At 66.9% G+C, this 15,601-nt stretch carries 13 protein-coding genes; all 13 read left to right on the forward strand.

Going from position 1 to position 15,601, the window contains the following annotated elements; genetic code table 11:
• Positions 1 to 123: 123 nt before the first annotated feature.
• The 13 genes from JQS43_RS02415 (at position 124) to JQS43_RS02475 (ending at position 15,586) form a co-directional block, all read left to right on the forward strand.
• Complete coding sequence (locus JQS43_RS02415) at positions 124 to 1,731, forward strand: sugar-transfer associated ATP-grasp domain-containing protein (protein WP_239677418.1); 1,608 nt, start codon at positions 124 to 126, stop codon at positions 1,729 to 1,731.
• A complete protein-coding gene (locus JQS43_RS02420) occupies positions 1,728 to 3,032 on the forward strand; it encodes a sugar-transfer associated ATP-grasp domain-containing protein (protein ID WP_239677419.1) in 1,305 nt (434 codons plus the stop codon). The genes JQS43_RS02415 and JQS43_RS02420 overlap by 4 nt, the downstream gene beginning before the upstream one ends.
• An 885-nt stretch (positions 3,033 to 3,917) precedes the next feature.
• Complete coding sequence (locus tag JQS43_RS02425) at positions 3,918 to 4,793, forward strand: sugar-transfer associated ATP-grasp domain-containing protein (protein ID WP_239677420.1); 876 nt, start codon at positions 3,918 to 3,920, stop codon at positions 4,791 to 4,793.
• A gap of 18 nt (positions 4,794 to 4,811) precedes the next feature.
• A complete protein-coding gene (locus JQS43_RS02430; RefSeq protein WP_239677421.1) occupies positions 4,812 to 5,930 on the forward strand; it encodes a DUF3541 domain-containing protein in 1,119 nt (372 codons plus the stop codon).
• Positions 5,931 to 6,280: 350 nt separating this feature from the next.
• A complete protein-coding gene (locus JQS43_RS02435) occupies positions 6,281 to 8,536 on the forward strand; it encodes an acylphosphatase (protein ID WP_239677422.1) in 2,256 nt (751 codons plus the stop codon).
• Positions 8,537 to 8,576: 40 nt separating this feature from the next.
• On the forward strand, positions 8,577 to 9,332 hold the full coding sequence (locus tag JQS43_RS02440) for an ATP-grasp domain-containing protein (RefSeq protein WP_239677423.1): 756 nt from the start codon (positions 8,577 to 8,579) through the stop codon (positions 9,330 to 9,332).
• Between the two features lie 167 nt (positions 9,333 to 9,499).
• A complete protein-coding gene (locus JQS43_RS02445; RefSeq protein WP_239677424.1) occupies positions 9,500 to 12,037 on the forward strand; it encodes an ATP-binding protein in 2,538 nt (845 codons plus the stop codon).
• Positions 12,030 to 12,533, forward strand: a complete 504-nt coding sequence (locus JQS43_RS02450) for a hypothetical protein (RefSeq protein ID WP_239677425.1) — start codon at positions 12,030 to 12,032, stop codon at positions 12,531 to 12,533. The genes JQS43_RS02445 and JQS43_RS02450 overlap by 8 nt, the downstream gene beginning before the upstream one ends.
• Before the next feature lie 148 nt (positions 12,534 to 12,681).
• The gene (locus JQS43_RS02455) at positions 12,682 to 13,374 is read left to right on the forward strand and encodes a hypothetical protein (RefSeq protein ID WP_239677426.1); all 693 of its coding nucleotides are present in this window, start codon (positions 12,682 to 12,684) and stop codon (positions 13,372 to 13,374) included.
• Positions 13,375 to 13,514: 140 nt separating this feature from the next.
• Positions 13,515 to 13,757: a MerR family transcriptional regulator gene (locus tag JQS43_RS02460; RefSeq protein ID WP_239677427.1), complete on the forward strand. Its 243-nt coding sequence runs from the start codon at positions 13,515 to 13,517 to the stop codon at positions 13,755 to 13,757.
• Positions 13,758 to 13,866: 109 nt separating this feature from the next.
• Positions 13,867 to 14,058, forward strand: a complete 192-nt coding sequence (locus tag JQS43_RS02465; protein ID WP_239677428.1) for a hypothetical protein — start codon at positions 13,867 to 13,869, stop codon at positions 14,056 to 14,058.
• A 59-nt stretch (positions 14,059 to 14,117) separates the two neighbouring features.
• Positions 14,118 to 15,257, forward strand: a complete 1,140-nt coding sequence (locus JQS43_RS02470) for a peptidoglycan-binding domain-containing protein (protein ID WP_239677429.1) — start codon at positions 14,118 to 14,120, stop codon at positions 15,255 to 15,257.
• Positions 15,254 to 15,586, forward strand: a complete 333-nt coding sequence (locus tag JQS43_RS02475; protein ID WP_239677430.1) for a hypothetical protein — start codon at positions 15,254 to 15,256, stop codon at positions 15,584 to 15,586. Before JQS43_RS02470 ends, JQS43_RS02475 begins: the two co-directional genes overlap by 4 nt.
• Positions 15,587 to 15,601 lie beyond the last annotated feature (15 nt).

The raw sequence follows: 15,601 nt of genomic DNA on the forward strand, positions 1-15,601 counted from the left end.
GTTGCCTGAAGGTTTACCGGTAGGTTACCGGACGGCGGCTCGGCGCAGCACGCGCCGGTAGAGTGCGGATTCATATTGATCAGCGACGTGGGCTCGGGCGTCGCCGCAGGAGGAGGACCGGCGATGGTGCGTGGCACGGTGGTGTCCAGGCTCAAGGCGTCGCGGCGGCCAGGTCTGTGGGTGGCGGTGGCGCAGGCCGGTCGGGTGGCGCGGGCCGTCAGCCGTCGTCGCCGCACCCGCTGGTCGTATCGGGTGGGTTACGCCCTGGAGCGGGCCGGGCGGTACGACCAGGCATGGCAGGCGTACGCCGCGGCGGCGGGCCCGGGTGGGCTGCCCGCCCGCCCCGAGCCGCTCGACCCGGTGGCGGTGGAGACCGCCCGGCTGTTGGCGGTCCGGCGGGTCCGGGCGGCGCCCGCTGGCCGGCTCTTCGGCGACCTGTGGCAGCGGCGCGGGCGGATCATCCCGGTGGTGCCGCGGGCGCAGCGGCGGCGGTGGGAGCAGTCGGCCGGCGACCACGCCGCGACGCTGCATCTGCTCTACGCCCGGCATCGGGAGCACTATCTGCCGCGTTACTTCGGGCGTGCGCAGCGTTACACGATGCCGCGGAGCCGGGTCGCCCGCGCGTGGCGCTGGTATGTCGGCGACGTCGCGGTCCAGTCGTGGCAGCTGCTGCGCCGAAACGGCCGCTACGTCCGACGTACGGCGGGTGTGCCGGTGCGCCGGCAGCTGCGGGAGATGGTGTGGCTGTCGCTGCGGCTACCGTCGATGCCGGAGAACTACTACAAATATGAGCTCTACCGCCCCGAGCACCGCGCCGCAGCCGACGGCTACCTGCATGGGCACGAGAACTCCCCGGTGCTCTACGAGGCGCTCGCCGACACCGCCGGGTTGCTGGAGGCGGCGCCGCTGACCGACAAGGTGGCGTTCGCCGCCCGGGCGGTGGAGCATCGGCTCGCGGTGGTGCCGACGCTCGCGGTGTTGCGGGACGGTGAGATCGCCGAGGTGCCGGGCGAGTTGCCGGCCACCGACCTGTTCGTCAAACCGTTGTCGGGTAAGGGCGGGCGCGGCGTTGGGAAGTGGCGTTACTACGTCGACACCGACAGTTTTCGCAGTGGCGGCGAGGCGGTGCCGCGGGCGCGGCTGCTGCAGGTCCTGGCCGATCGGTCGGTGGGCGAGTCGCATCTGGTGCAGCCGTGCCTGGCGAACCATCCCGACCTGGCCGACCTGGCGCTGGGGGCGGTGGTGACCTGCCGGCTGATCACCATCACGGACGAGACCGGCCGGCCGGAGCCGGTGATCGCGACCTTCCGGATGCCGGCGGTCGCGGACGCGATCGTGGACAACATGCACCGGGGCGGGATCGCCGCCCCGGTGGAGATCGAAACCGGTGTGCTCGGCGCCGCCTCCGACTACGCGATCGCCGGGCCCGCCGTACGCCATCGCCGGCACCCGGCCTCGGACGGCGCGATCGAGGGCCGGAAGCTGCCACTGTGGGACGAAGTGGTGGCGTTGGCGATCGCCGCCCACGAACGGTTCCACCCGCGACTGCTGGTGGGCTGGGACATCAGCATCGGCCCCGACGGGCCGATCCTGTTGGAGGGCAACGAACGCCCGGGGGTCGGCGGCCTGCAACGGCTGCACAACGTCGCGCTGGGGCGGCACCGGTTCGGCGAGTTGCTCGCCCACCACCTGCTCCAGCGGCTCGGCGACCCGCGGGAGCCGGCCCGGTGAGGCCGGTGGTCCGCCGGCTGCGGGCCGGCTGGCGACGGCGGGAACGGGTGGTGCCGGTGGTGCTGCCAGCGACCCGGCGGCGGTGGCGCCGCGCCGCCGCGACCGACCCGGCGGCGCAGCTCCACCTGCTCTACGCCCGGCGCCGGCACGAGGTCCTGCCCCGCTACTTCGCCAAGTTTGATGCCTATCCGCCGCCGCGTACCGGAGTGACCCGGGCGTGGCGCTGGTACATCAGCGACGTACTCATCCAGGGGTTGCGAGTGTGGCGGCGACACAGCGGCCGGATTCGGCGCGAGGCCGGCGTGCCGCGGGGAAGGCAGCTGCGGGAGCTACTGTGGACGGCGGTGAGGCTGCCGTCGGTGCCGGACAACTACTACACCTTTGAGCTGTTCCGGCCGGAGCAGCGGGCGCGGGCCGACGCCTTCCTGCACCGCCACGAGACCAAAGGTGCGCTCTATGAGCTACTCGCCGGGGCGCCCGATGTGGAGCAGGCGGCACCGCTGAACGACAAGGTCGCCTTCGCCGCCCACGCCACCGCGGCGCAGCTGCCGGTGGTGCCGACGCTCGCGGTCGTCGGCGGGGGAGCCGAGCCCGGACCGGAGCAGCCGTTGCCCGCCACCGACCTGTTTATCAAGCCGCTCGCAGGCAAGGGCGGGCGCGGCGCACAACGCTGGCGCTACCAGCCGGATGCCGACGCCTTTTCCCGGGACGGGCAGGTGGTGCCGCGCTCGTCGCTGCTGTCATCGTTGGCCGGGGTGGCCACGGCGACGCCGCTGCTGGTCCAGCCCTGCCTGACCAGCCATCCCGAGCTGTCGGATCTGGCGTTGGGTGCGGTAGCGACCGCCCGGGTGATCACCATTCTTGACGAATCGGACGAACCCGAGCCGGTGATCGCGATCTTCCGGATGCCGGCGGTCGCGGACGCGATCGTGGACAACATGCATCGGGGCGGGATCGCCGCCCCGATCGACATCGACTCCGGCGAGCTGGGCCCCGCCTCCGGCTACACCACCACCCGCTACCTGCGCCACCCGGTGACCGACGGCGCGATCGCGGGTCGCAAGCTGCCCCGGTGGGACGAGGTGCGGCAGCTGGTGATGGCGGCACACCGGGCGTTCCGGCCGCGGGTGCTGGTCGGATGGGACGTCACCATCGGCCCCGACGGGCCGATGCTGATCGAAGGCAACGAGCAGCCCGGCGTCGACGGCCTACAACGACTCCACGGTACGCCGTTGGGCAACCACCGGTTCGGCCAACTGCTCGCCGGCCAGCTTAGTGGAGGAGGGGACGGGAGGACCTAGGACTATACCGACTCGCGACCTGTAGAGTACCGAATGCTTATGCAAAGTGTCTCGGGTTAGGGCGCAGGTCGGCTGGGAAGGAGTCCCTGGGTGCGTGCGCGGTCGCGGTTGGTTGACAGGCTCAAAGCTTCGCGGCGTCCTGGCGTCTGGTTGGGTCTGGCCTGGCTGTGCTACCAAATAAGAGTACCGGGCTATCGGCGAGCGGTATGGGTTTATAGGTCAGGATATGCCATGGAGCGTGCTGGCCGGACAGAAGTCGCGATGGCCCGCTACGCCGCCGTACAGGAGATGCTGCGCGGTACAAGATCTGCGCCGGAAGCTGTCCCGACGGATCCGGATGAGGCAGCTATCGCTCCTGATGGTGCGTATACCCCGATCGAGCTGGCCCGGGTATCGACCATTCGACTGCTGCGTCGCAAAGGCCGTCGGTATCGTGCCCGCCGAAAAAGGGCCTTCCGGCGGCAGGGGCACGTCATTCCGGTGATCACCCCGGGTTGTCGTCGTCGGTGGTCGAAGGCGGCGCCCCAAGATTGGGGGGCACGCCTCCATTGGCTGTACACCACCCAGCGCGAGGAATGGCTGCCACGGTTTTACAGCAGGCGGGTAGCGACTGCGCGACCCCCAGGTCGTATCAAGCGTCTATGGCGCTGGTACTTCTCAGAACTAGTCGTGCAATCGGTAAAAGTTCTGCGAGCCAATGCTAAGGCGGTTCGTGCGGCGACGGGTGTGCCTGTCCGTAGGCAGCTACGGCAGTTGTTGTGGCTATCACTTACTTTGCCTGCTAGGCCGGAAGATTACTACAAATACGATTTCTACCGTCCAGAGCAGCGAGCGCGGGCGGACGAGTACCTGCACAGCCACGAGAATTCGCCGATATTTTGCACCATGCTGTTGGAGTTGAGCGACCCGCAGCGGTCAGTGCCGATCGGTGATAAGGCCGCTTTCGCGGCGCGCGCGCAGGGCGCCGGCCTCGCCGTAGTATCGACGTTGGCGGTCGTCACCGCCGGTGAGATCAAGACCTTTGCTGAGCTACCGCGGGCCGACCTGTTCGTCAAACTCCTCGACGGGAGGCACGGCAAGAAGGCGGAGAAGTGGTTCTACCTTCCCGAGCATGATGCCTACGAGCGGCATGGTGGCAAACAGCAGGTTGGCCGAGCGTCGTTCCTCGAATCGCTAGCGGCGGCCTCGGCTAATAAATCGATCATTGTCCAGCCCTGCCTAACCAATCATCCGGACATTGCGGACATAGCTCTCGACGCTGTCGCGACATGCCGTCTCATAACAATCGTCAACGAACATGGCGAACCGGAGCCGATCATCGCCACCTTCCGGATGCCCGCGCTCCGGGACACCTTCGTCGACAACATGCATCGCGGCGGGCTTGCGGCTCCTGTCGACATCAAGACCGGGACGCTCGGAGCGGCCACCGACTACGCCACGGCCGGGCCGGGTATCCGCCACGAAACCCACCCGGCGACCGGGGCGGCCATAGCAGGCAGCCAACTGCCGGGGTGGCAGGATGTTCTAGAGCTGGCACGCGCCGCACACCATTGCTTTAGCCCGCGCATCCTCATAGGGTGGGACATCAGTATCGGGCCGCACCGGCCGATCATCATCGAAGGCAACGAGTATCCGGGGGTGGGCGGGTTGCAGCGTTTGCACAACCAGCCGCTGGGGTCGCACAGATTCGGTCAGTTGCTGGTGCATCACCTGTTGGACAACCGCAGGTCACTCCCAGCGGTTCCGGAACCACCCAACTAGGCGGCAGGGCGTGTAGTAGTGCCTGCGGACATAGCCGACGAGATACTCGCCAAATACGAGGCAGAGCTGGGAAGCCTCAGTAAGTACACTCGACGCCACTTCTCGCAGCGGATGTACCGAATAACGGGGGATCCAAAGTATATCCCCGCCAACCGGGAGTACGCGAAGAGCTTGGCCCCCCAACTACGGCGGGACTTTGCTGGACTCGCCGACCCGCAGTACCCGCTACAGCGAAGCCGAGAGCGGATCGCCAGGCGCGCGGCTGGTGATCTGGGCTCATCCGCGGCGGAGCCTGGGAAACAGCGGAGACGAGCGGAGATGTTGGCGAACTGGGGCGGGTTCCCCTTCGCCGCCAGCCTACTATTCCGTATGTCCCAGATGCACTCGTACGGGTTGCTGGGCTCAGCTCCGGTCGAGGGTCATGAAAGGGCCCTGGAGTACCTGGCATCACTGGAGTGGGATCGTTTCCTGACGGACTCGTCGGTCATTGAAGTCTACGCCGCGCAGGTCGCCAACAATGTCTTCTATCTTCACGAGCTCGGGATTTGTGACTTGCGGGAGCCGGTGGCCGAAGCGGTTCGGAACCGCTATCCGGCAGATAAGGATGGAGACCTGAGTACGGCGGAGTACAGGAACAAGCTCTACGGTTTTACCCATTTTCCCATCGCGGCAAGTGGCTACTATCAGCGTTTCGTTGGCGCCGCGGAATTCTCCTGGGTCGTCGAGTACTTCGAAGCGCAGATCGATCACATCCTCGATAGTGCGACTGCTGACATTTTAGCCGAGGTTGGCATCTGCCTGGCGCTCTCGGGACGCCCAGACTCGACGCTGGTTGAAAAGGTCAAAGTGGCGCTGAGTGCGGCGTATGATCCGACGATTCAGATGATCCCGGCAGAACACGGGAATTCGGATCTCGCACTGGGAGAGCACCGTAACGTCCTCGCTATCATGTTGTTCAAATGGCCGAGCGCGCTTCACTCAGGTCCGAGACTAAAACCTTGGCGGACTAAGCAGCAGTCGGCTGAAGAGCATGAGAATCGGACCGACCGAGCGGCGGTGGGTACGAAGATGCCGCTGCACGAACGTCTCCGGCGAGGCTTGCGCCGGTTCGGCCCACGCCGCAGGCGGCGGGGCTGACCGTCACGGCCCTTTACCTGTAGCATATGACGATGATGTCCGTCCGCTCCGTTTTGCGTGCGCCAAAGTGGCGGCGCCCCTTCCGGGTCGAACGGATCCACCTTCTGCGTTATATCGGCCCGATTAGGCAGGAAAGCGCCCTCCTGCCGGCTCGCGGCTTACTGGTTCAGGTCGAGGCGAAGAGAGGCCGACGGACCCTCGAAGGGGTTGGCGAGTCGGTCACCTCGGCGTCGCAGTCGCGGCAGGCTTGGGAGTCGCTCAGAAAGCATGCCAGTGAGCTAGTGGGTGCTGGGATCCCAGGGCACCTCGAAACGGACAATCCACTCGGTGGACTCGTCGGGTGGTCGCCTGTGGGTGCCACTACCAAGGGTTATAGGCGGGCAGCAAAGCTAGCCCTGGAAGGTGCGCTGCTCGACGTTGTCGCACAAATGAACGGGCTGTCGGAAGCTGATTCTAGCCGGACTATCAATGAACCAGGCGTTGCTCGAAACTTCTATCCGCTTCCGTCGGAGCTGCCGGGGAATTTGCCCGTAGGCCAAGCGCCGGCCGCGCCTGGAGGCGATGATTGGGCTTACTTCATCCGCTCGAGCGGCGATATTCAGGTCGACCTGGCGTGGATCAGTGACCTTACATTCCGGTTCGAAGATTCGCTCTCGAACCGGCCCCTTTGGTTGGCATGCCCGCAGGTATGGGACAGTCGAATGGCTGGGACCATTGTTCGTGAACTGGCCCGTTTCGTGCAAGCAATCCGACCAGCGGCGCGTATCTATCTTGAGGGTCTGCTGCGGCCGCAGTTGCGGGATGAGCTGCCGGCGCTGCAGCGACTGGCGAACCAGGAGCTTGAGGGTGCGGGGGAGATATCCGTCGTCCTTGGGAGCGAGGCGGAGTCATTGGAGGCCGTTGGCCAAGTCCTGGCCGATGGGCCACTTGGCGGACTGTCGCTCGACCTCAGGCGGTGGGGGACGCTCACCGGGATTCGGGCGGCCGCTTCGTTGATGAAGAACGCGAACCCCGAAGCGATGGTGGTGGTGACGGCTGGGCAGGGCGGTGATGTAACGTCCCGAATGGCGCATCGCCTAGTCGAGGCAACACTGGATATCGATAGATTTCACCTGGATGCGGTAGGTTGGCCACGTCTCGTTGCCGCTGTCTCTGGCGACGCTCCCGGTCTGTCAACGCGGCAGTCGCTCGACCTTGAGAGACTCTCTGGGGTGGTGGACCGTTACTGTGTCCTACCCGAGGCCGATGGCGCCAACGAACCGGTGGCTGGGGATGGCCCCAACTCATATGACAGCCGCGGTTTCGACGGAGCATGGGAGTTGGATAGCCCGTTGTTGCTGGAGGCGGCGGCGCTGCGTCAGGGGTTGACGACGACGCATTTCTCCGATATGCGCACAAAGCGGTTGTCCAGTAGGACTTTCTTGGCCGAGCACCCAGAGACAGGGATCGCTGCGGGGTTCTCCGGAGCGGAGTCAACACTTACCAGCGTGGCTGCGGCGGCGGTCGCGAACCGTAAAGGTATAGCCAGGCAGATCCTCGCCTCTGAAGGGCTGCCGGTGGCTGACGGTTGCTACTTCTCTCCCGATCGACTGCAGGATGCCTACCGCTGGGGGCTGGAGTTGGGCTTCCCCTTGGTTGTGAAACCTGCGGGTGGTAGCAAGGGAGCTGCCGTTAGCACCAATATAAGGTCGTCGACCGAGCTTTCCGAGGCGCTCGATCGCGTGGCGGCGTCTCGCTACGCCCCGAGCGGCGCTGTGGTTGAGCGTTTTGTAAAGGGCGGAGATTATCGGATTCTGGCTACGCCAGACAGCGTTCTTTCAGTGATCAGGCGGGAACCGGCGGCGGTCGTGGGCGACGGTCACCGGAACGTGTCGGAGTTAATTCTGGCGGCGAACGCTGCGCGGCAACTCAACCCCAATCTGTGCAAGCTATTGATTCAGTTGGACGAAACATCTGACTGGGCGCTGACCGAGCAAGGCCTCGACCGCCATTCGGTCCCAGCACGAGGGCGACGAGTGTGGCTTCGGAGCGTCGCGAACCTAAGCCAGGGTGGGGACAGCTACGAGGTGTTCGACTCGGTGCATCAGTCGATCCTCGACCTCGCTACCCGGGCAGTTGCGGCAGTACCCGGACTCCCACACGCAGGGCTCGATATGATTATCGAGGATCACCAGCTACCAGTGACTGCGCAGCAGGTGGCCATCATAGAGCTGAACTCCAACCCGATGCTTCCGATGCACCATTTCCCGAGCTTCGGTCACCCTAGGTCCGTATCCGCGGAACTAGTGCGGCGCGCTATGGGCTGGAGCCAGGTAGATATCGACCGGGTAGGTGATCTCACGGCGCATTTGGCCGTTTCGGGTCACGTGCAAGGAGTAGGGTTCCGTCGATGGTTTGCTAGGGCTGCCGGCGCTCTCGGAGTGACTGGTTGGGTTCGCAACGAAGATTCCGGGGATGTCACGGCGCTTCTTTCCGGAGATCCATTGCGAGTGACCTTGCTGGTAAGGATGGCGACCGCCGGGCCGTCGAAGGCTGATGTGATGCAGGTGGTGGCCCGACCGACCGAGTCGAGCCCTACGTCCAGTTTCGAGGTCCTTGATGGATAGTGGTGTCTCGGTGCCCGCAGTTACCCGGATAGCAGATATGATGCCCGATCTGCATTCGCTGTTTCCTGTGAAGGACGAAGCCGGTACTGCGGAGTCGGCGATCCTCGAGGAGGTGGCGAAGCATCGAGGCTGCGAGGTGCGTCGCTACGCTGGTGACCTGCTCGAGTGTCGACGGGGCAACCGAAGGATGCTGTTCCGGGGCCTGGTTGGGTCGGCGTCTGCTCGTGTGTCTCATCTCTTAGCTGCTAATCCGGCGGCGGTGCGGAGGTTGCTTGCCGAACGCTCGTTGCCAGTAGTAGACACGCGGTTGGTCTCGTGGGGAGATGCTCGCTACCGAGAACACGCTGAAGCCATCGGCTACCCGTTGGTCGTGCGAATTCCCGGCGAGGCCGGTGTGCTGCCTGTCAAGGGAGCCGAGGAGCTTGGTCTTGTCTGGGGACACATCGCCGACCTGCCCCGCAGGCGCCACACACACATCCTGTTGGAGGCTCGAGCAATCGACGATGCCAGTATCGATATCGCTGTCGTCAATGGCGAGGTAGTGGCGACCTCGCCACGGTTGTCAAGGCATTCGAGCGACCTAGCAGCGGCGGTACGGTCCCTTGCGACATCTACAGTAGCGACAGTTCCTGGGGTCACCTACGCCTCGGTCAGGACAGTGGTGGCGGAGCCTTCATCAGGAAGGGAAGTGCTAAGGGTGGAGTGGATCGATCCCGCCTTCGCTGCTTGGCGGCGTGAGGGCTCTGCCGAAGTGGCATTGATCGCCGAGGCGATATTGTTCTCGGAACTCGGGTAGTGCGTTAGGACCGATGGCCGCTAGTCGCCGTTAAGCCTGCTACCCGAGCGCTTACGGTGTCTCCGGTCCTGATCCGGAAGGTTCACTCTTTCGGGAACGGTGCGACACTCCTTCGGTTGCCGTAGCTGCTTGAGCCAGCTGGCTAGTATCCCGCGGTGACCCGAGGTGTGGCAACAGCGACTCTGCGTGCGGAGCGAGTGCGGCTGATCAAGTACCTTGCACCGGGCCGGGGTCTGGCACGGCCCCAGGGCTTCGTGGTGCAGATCGAGGGGGTTGCTGCGCGGGAGCGGGTCGACGGCTTCGGCGAGGTTGTCGTGAGCAGAGACCATGCCGCGCCGACCATGCGCGAGTTGCGGATGCGGGCCGAAGCGCTCGTGGGGTCCGAATTTCCAGCTCTGGATGATCCGCGTCGTGCGTTGCGAAAATGCCGAGGTTGGGAACCCGTCGGCGGGTTAGGTCGCGGGCCGCGGCAGTCGGCGAAGCTGGCGTTCGAGATGGCGCTCCTCGATGCGCTCCTAAAGGTCGGTGAGTCGGCAACGAAGGGTGCCTGGCTGCCCGGCCAGAAGCATCTGCCGCACCAACGGTATGCCGTGCCGGCCGGGCCGCCGGAATTACCGGCCGACACGCTCTCGGATGCGCTGCGGAAGGACCCTGGAACGTCGTGGGCGCTGCGGCTGCGGCTGTCCGGCGACGATGAGCGTGACCTTTCCTGGGTGAGGCAGGTGACCGCAATAGAGCGAGAGCTGGGCCGGAAACGACCGCTCTGGTTGGTAGGAGGCGGGCGGAGGGACAACGCTGGGGCACGGTTTGTACGTATGCTCTCTTCGTTCGTCACCGACGACGACGTCGACCTTCTGTGGGAAGAACCGCTTGCACGAGCCAGCGAGTCGTCGTTCGCGCGGCTCCGGCAACGCACCCCGCTGGCTCGACTGTCTGGCCGTTCCCGGTTGGGCAAGCTGCAGCGGTTGGCCGGCGACTCGGTCACCATCGTCGCGAGCCGGTCCGCTACCTCCACATGGCAGGCGGCGGCGCTCGCCCGCGAGGTCGGAGGGCTCTGCCTCTCGTTGCACCAGTTCCATTCGATTGTGGGACTTCGTGCGGCGGCGCGGGCGGCCAGGCTGGCCAACCCGGACCTGCGGCTGATGCTCGCTGGGGAACGCGGAAGCCGCATCACCGACTCGGCGTTGGCAGCGCTCGCTTCGGCAACGACGGAGATAGATCGGTATGTGCCCGAGGTGCGTGCCGGCGCCTGGCCGATGCTAGCGAGCGGCGTTAGCACCGGCGGGTTCGTTTCTCAGCTGGACCTGGCTGAGTTGGCGACCGTCGCCATCGAGCTGGCCGAGGTGCCGGCGCCGATACTTCGGCCGGCTACCGAGCCGCCGAACCGGTTCCCTAGCTATCCACTTGCCGGAGCTGCGCTCGCGTTGCGGTCGATGCTGTTGGAGACCGAGGCGCTGCGGGTGGGTCTGCACACTCGCCGGGTGGCGCCCAACCACTTCTTGATGAGGCATCCCGATGTCGGCGCCGTCAGCGGGTTCTGCGACTCCGAGTTGAGCTTGACCAGCCACGCCGTTTCGGCGAGCGCCGCGGACAAGGGCATCACTCGCGGGTTACTGCAGACGGCCGGACTGCCGGTGCCGACCGGCATGACCTTCCCGGCGGGCGGCGCGGCCCAGGCGTACGAGGCGGCGTTGCGGCTGGGATTCCCGCTGGTGGTGAAGCCGGCGGGGGGCTCCAAGGGGACGGCGGTCACGGTCGACATCACCACCGAGCCGCAGCTGCGCGCGGCGCTGACCGAGGTCGAGGAATCGAAGTATGCGGAGACCGGCATCGTGGTCGAGCGGTACGTCACCGGCGACGACTACCGGATTCTGGCGACCCGCGACGAGGTCCTGTCGGTGATCCGCCGGGAGCCGGCCTCGGTGGTGGGCGACGGTCGGCGTACCGTCGCGGAGCTGGTGTTGGCCGCGAACGTGGTCCGGCGCCAGAACCCGCATTTGGCGAAGCGGCTGATCGTCCTGGACGGGCGAGTGGACGACCAGTTGGCGCGCCAGTCGCTCACCCGTGACGCGGTGCCGGCCGCCGGCAAGCGGGTGCGGTTGCGCGCTGAGGGCAACCTCAGCCTGGGCGGCGACAGCCGGGAAGTGCTCGACGAGCTCCACCCCACGGTCGCGGCGCTGGCGACGGCGGCGGTGGCGGCGATCCCCGGGCTGCCCTATGCCGGGTTGGACGTGCTCCTGGAAGACCACCGGCGCCCGCTCGGGGAGCAGCAGGCCAGCATCCTGGAGGTGAACTCCCGGCCGGTCCAGTCGATGCACCATTTCCCGATGTATGGCCCACCTCGCAACGTGTCGGCCCGGCTGGTGAGCGACGCGGTCCGCGCCATGGGTGTGGTCCCCGGCGAGCCGGCCGAGCGCCTCACCGTGGCGGCCGAGATCTCGGCCCGGGCCGGTGGGGCGGGCTACCGGCACTGGCTCGGTGAGCTCGCGACGCAGCTCGGTGTCGCGGGGTCGGTGCGCGCCGACGGTGACGGGCATCGACTGCTCGCGCACGGTCCGGCGTCACGGGTGGGCCTGCTGCTGCGGATGGCCTTCCAGGGCAATGCCGGCTCGGAGATCGTAGAGACCGTGGCCCAACCGGTGACGACGGTTCCGCCCACCGGGTTCCGGGTGGAGCGGAGATCCGGAAGGGGAGCGGATGGCTAGCCCGGCGTCGCAGTTGTTGGTCGACGCCGCGCAAGCGCGGGGCTTGCCGGTGCGGCGACTCTCGTCGGAGGTGGTGCTCTGTGGTGCACCGCCGCGGCAGATGCTCTTCCATGGTCTGGTGGGCGCCGGCTCTGGCCGGTCGGCCCATGTGCTCTGCGCCGACGCCGAGGTGCTGCGGCGCCAGCTGGCCCGGGCGGATCTCGCGGTCTGGTGCGATGAGGTGGACGACACCGGCGCCGCCCCGATCGACGTTGCGGTGGTCGGTGCCCGGCCGATCGTGGCCTCGGTCGATTCTCCGGCTGCGGCGAGCGAACTGGCGGTGGCGGCGCTGGCGGCGGTTCCGGACACCCGCTACGCCAGCGTACGGCTGCGGGAGGTCGCGGGCGAGGTCAAGATCGAGACGGTGGACCCGGCGCTCCGGTACTGGGCGACGGCGAGTGCCGATTCGGCGTGCCGGGTGGCGGCGGCCATCGTCGCGTGGGAGTTCGGTGGGTAGCGGCTAGCTGGCGGCACGCCGGCGCAACGGGCGCTCCTGGGCGGGGCTGCCTCCGACCCACCGGGATCGGAGCGGACAAACTTCGCGAAGCTTCGCGCTATGTTCGCAGTAGCGGTGCCGACCTCACCGCCCCAACCTGGGGGTGCCTATGTCGAGCAGGCTGTGTGTGCTCTGTACCGTCTACCGTCCCCGTGCCCAGCCGCGGTTGCCGGAGCGGCCGCCAGTCTGTGATGGCGACCGGTCGCTCCTGGACCGGCACCTCGCCGAGTTGCCTGACCTGCACCGGCGGCTGGCGGTGGGCGGCGCCGGCCAGGTGCGGGCGCGATCGCAGCAGCCACGCGTCTCCGGGAGCCGGCCATGGTCGGCGCCGGCGTCCCTGGACCTCATCGACCTCTCGCTACCGGCCCGTCCCGCCGCGCGGCGGCTGCTCGACCGCGGCGCCCTCGTCGACCCGGACCAGGTCGGTCACCTTTCGGTCGCCACGATCCTGGACACCTGGGTACGCGACTGGCGGGCGAGGCCGTTCGCCGGCTTCCGCCCGCCGACGGCCACGGTGGATGCGCTGGTTGGCTGGTTGCGACGATGGCTCGACGGCGCTTGCGACGAGCATCCCCGGATCGGGAGGTTCGCGACGGAGATCCGCGAGCTGCGTGGGGCGCTGCGGCGGCTCCTGCGGGACACCGACCGGTCGGGCAGGGCCATCGAGCACCTCGGCGCCAGCTGCCCTCGCTGTGACCTCCGAGGGGTGCTGATGTGGGACATGGACGATGTCTACATCCAATGCGGCGGGTGTGGCGCCCTCTATACCGACGCCGAGCTGACCAACGAGCCGGCCGATTGATTCCCTCCCACGGGTGATTGTGAGCGCTGCTCGGGGATGGGTACAGTGGTCGTACTCCATCTGATGGCGGAGATGTGCCCGATGGAGCAGTCGATCGCACTGCCTTAAGACGAGTCCGTCGTGTCTGGGGGTGGTGGACGATGGCGGGATCTCTCGACATGGACGCGCTCGTTCCGGCGTGGTTCGCCTGTCGGCTGCTCGGAATTCCAAAGCAGACTTTTCGGTCCTGGGTCAGCTCGGGCAAGTTGACGCCGGTCGCCGACGCCGACGACGGCCATCCCCTCTACCGCTACGGCGATGTCCTCGAGGTGGAGCGGGCGACCCGACAAAGCCGGAAATCCTCGCGTAACCCGCACCGCGGGGCGGAGCCCAACCACCCTTAGTCGTGGCCAGCCCGCCGTGCCGGGCGGCTGCGGGATCTCGGCTATCACCAGTGCGCTTCGGCCGCCAGCAGGGCGGTGTAGCTTCCCGTCGAACGTATGGAGGTGCGTTGTGCCCTTACCACCGATCGAACCACATGACTGGTACCACTTCGATTACATGCGGGGTCTGGAGGCCCGGCAACGAAGTGCACCGTCGCAGGAGAACGAATGGGACGCGTTCGGGCGGACCGCCCTCCTCCGCGACGACGACTTCGACCTGCTTCGTACCGACCCCGACTGGCTGCCAGAGGAGCTGCGATGACGAACCCCAATCCATCCCGAATCACGACCCCGATGTGGCGGCTCTGGACCGATCGCCCCGTGCCCACGTGGCTCCTGGGGGGCATCTGGGCGGCGAAGTCTGGCTATCACTCAAGTCGCGCCTACAACCAGGCCAACCACCCCGGCAACTACTCGATCCGGCTGTCGCTTGACCTGCAGGGTCCGAGTGACAAGGCCGCGGCGATCGACTACACCATGTCCGACGCCGAGATGCGCCGACGGACCGGATACCTGCGCGACGGCGTCGAGCGGAACGATCCTCGCCTCTACGCCGTGCGCGAGTTCTACGGCACCGTCAACAGCTCCACGGTCTTCGGGCGGATCAAGGACAGCCGCACCGGGTCGTGGCGGGTGAGCAGCGCCGACAGCTCCCACCTGTGGCACATTCATATCAGTTTCTTCCGGGCGTACGTCAACGTCTGGAACGAGCTGTCGCCGGTGCTCTCGGTCCTGTCCGGAGAGTCGTTGTCGGCCTGGCAGGACCGGCAGGGATCCGGCGGTGACGATAACGCGATCGTCGCGCCGTCGGGTTCCCCGGCACTGCAGGTCACCAGCCCGGTGACGCAGGAGGCCAGGGTCGGGCAGCTACAGCGGGCGCTCAACGAGCTCGGCGAGAACCTGACTGTGGACAACCGCTACACGCAAGCCGTCGCCGACGCGGTGCGGCGGATGCAACAAGCGGCCGGGATCCCGGCCGATGGAATCTACGGAACCCAGAGCCAGCAGGCTCTGGCGACCTTCTTGGAGGAAGGCATGCCTATCACCAGCAGCGAACTGCAGAGCATCGCCGAGGCGGTCTGGTATTACCGGCTGCCCTGGACCGACGCTTGGGTTCGGGACACCTGGGGCCTCCGTGAGGACGGCTGGCGAGCACTGACCATTCAACAGTCGAGCTACGGGCATTCCCGGCGCGGCTCCGAGGAGTCCCTCCGGTCGGTAGAGCTGAGTGAGGCGATTCTGGCTGCCGTGACCGGCGGCGGCCAGCAGGAGATCCTGCAACGGATCGACTCTCATCACGAGACGCAGATGGCAGCGATCGCGCAAGCCGCGGACGAAGCCGTCTCCGGGAGAGTGGAACTCCTCAGTCTGGTGCAGCAGGCCCAGGCCGGAGAAATTGCGGCGGAAGCGGTGGTCGACGAGCTGGCTCGGCGTCTCGCAGTAGCCCCCGCACCGGCGTGACCCAGCAGGGGTGGTCGGGCACCAGGGCGACGCCCCTGCCCGACCCCGCCCGGTCACGCTCGATCACGTTGCTCGGCCGGGAGCCATCGGCGTGGATCGCCACTATCGGGGCGGTGCTGGTGGCGTGGATCCTGATCCTCACGACCCGACCGATCGCGCCAGGGCTGGCAACGGGCGTGGCGACCGCCGGCGCGGCGTTGCTCGCCTCCTACCGGTTGGTCCTGTCGGACGCGGCTGTCGTCGCGGTAGCAGGCGCCCCGTTGTCGATATTCGCCCTACTCAACCGCCAGCAGGTCGAGCCTCAGGAAACGGCGGTGTCTCACCACTGAGGGCAGCACCGCCCC

The organism is Natronosporangium hydrolyticum (genome assembly GCF_016925615.1).
Lineage (GTDB): Bacteria > Actinomycetota > Actinomycetes > Mycobacteriales > Micromonosporaceae > Natronosporangium > Natronosporangium hydrolyticum.

What these genes read in the sequence shown, in the direction of transcription:
- JQS43_RS02415 (WP_239677418.1), top strand. Translation starts at nt 124, where the DNA reads ATGGTGCGTGGCACGGTGGTGTCCAGGCTCAAGGCGTCGCGGCGGCCA.
- JQS43_RS02425 (WP_239677420.1), top strand. Translation starts at nt 3,918, where the DNA reads ATGCTGTTGGAGTTGAGCGACCCGCAGCGGTCAGTGCCGATCGGTGAT.
- JQS43_RS02455 (WP_239677426.1), top strand. Translation starts at nt 12,682, where the DNA reads ATGTCGAGCAGGCTGTGTGTGCTCTGTACCGTCTACCGTCCCCGTGCC.
- JQS43_RS02440 (WP_239677423.1), top strand. Translation starts at nt 8,577, where the DNA reads ATGCCCGATCTGCATTCGCTGTTTCCTGTGAAGGACGAAGCCGGTACT.
- JQS43_RS02460 (WP_239677427.1), top strand. Translation starts at nt 13,515, where the DNA reads ATGGCGGGATCTCTCGACATGGACGCGCTCGTTCCGGCGTGGTTCGCC.
- JQS43_RS02450 (WP_239677425.1), top strand. Translation starts at nt 12,030, where the DNA reads ATGGCTAGCCCGGCGTCGCAGTTGTTGGTCGACGCCGCGCAAGCGCGG.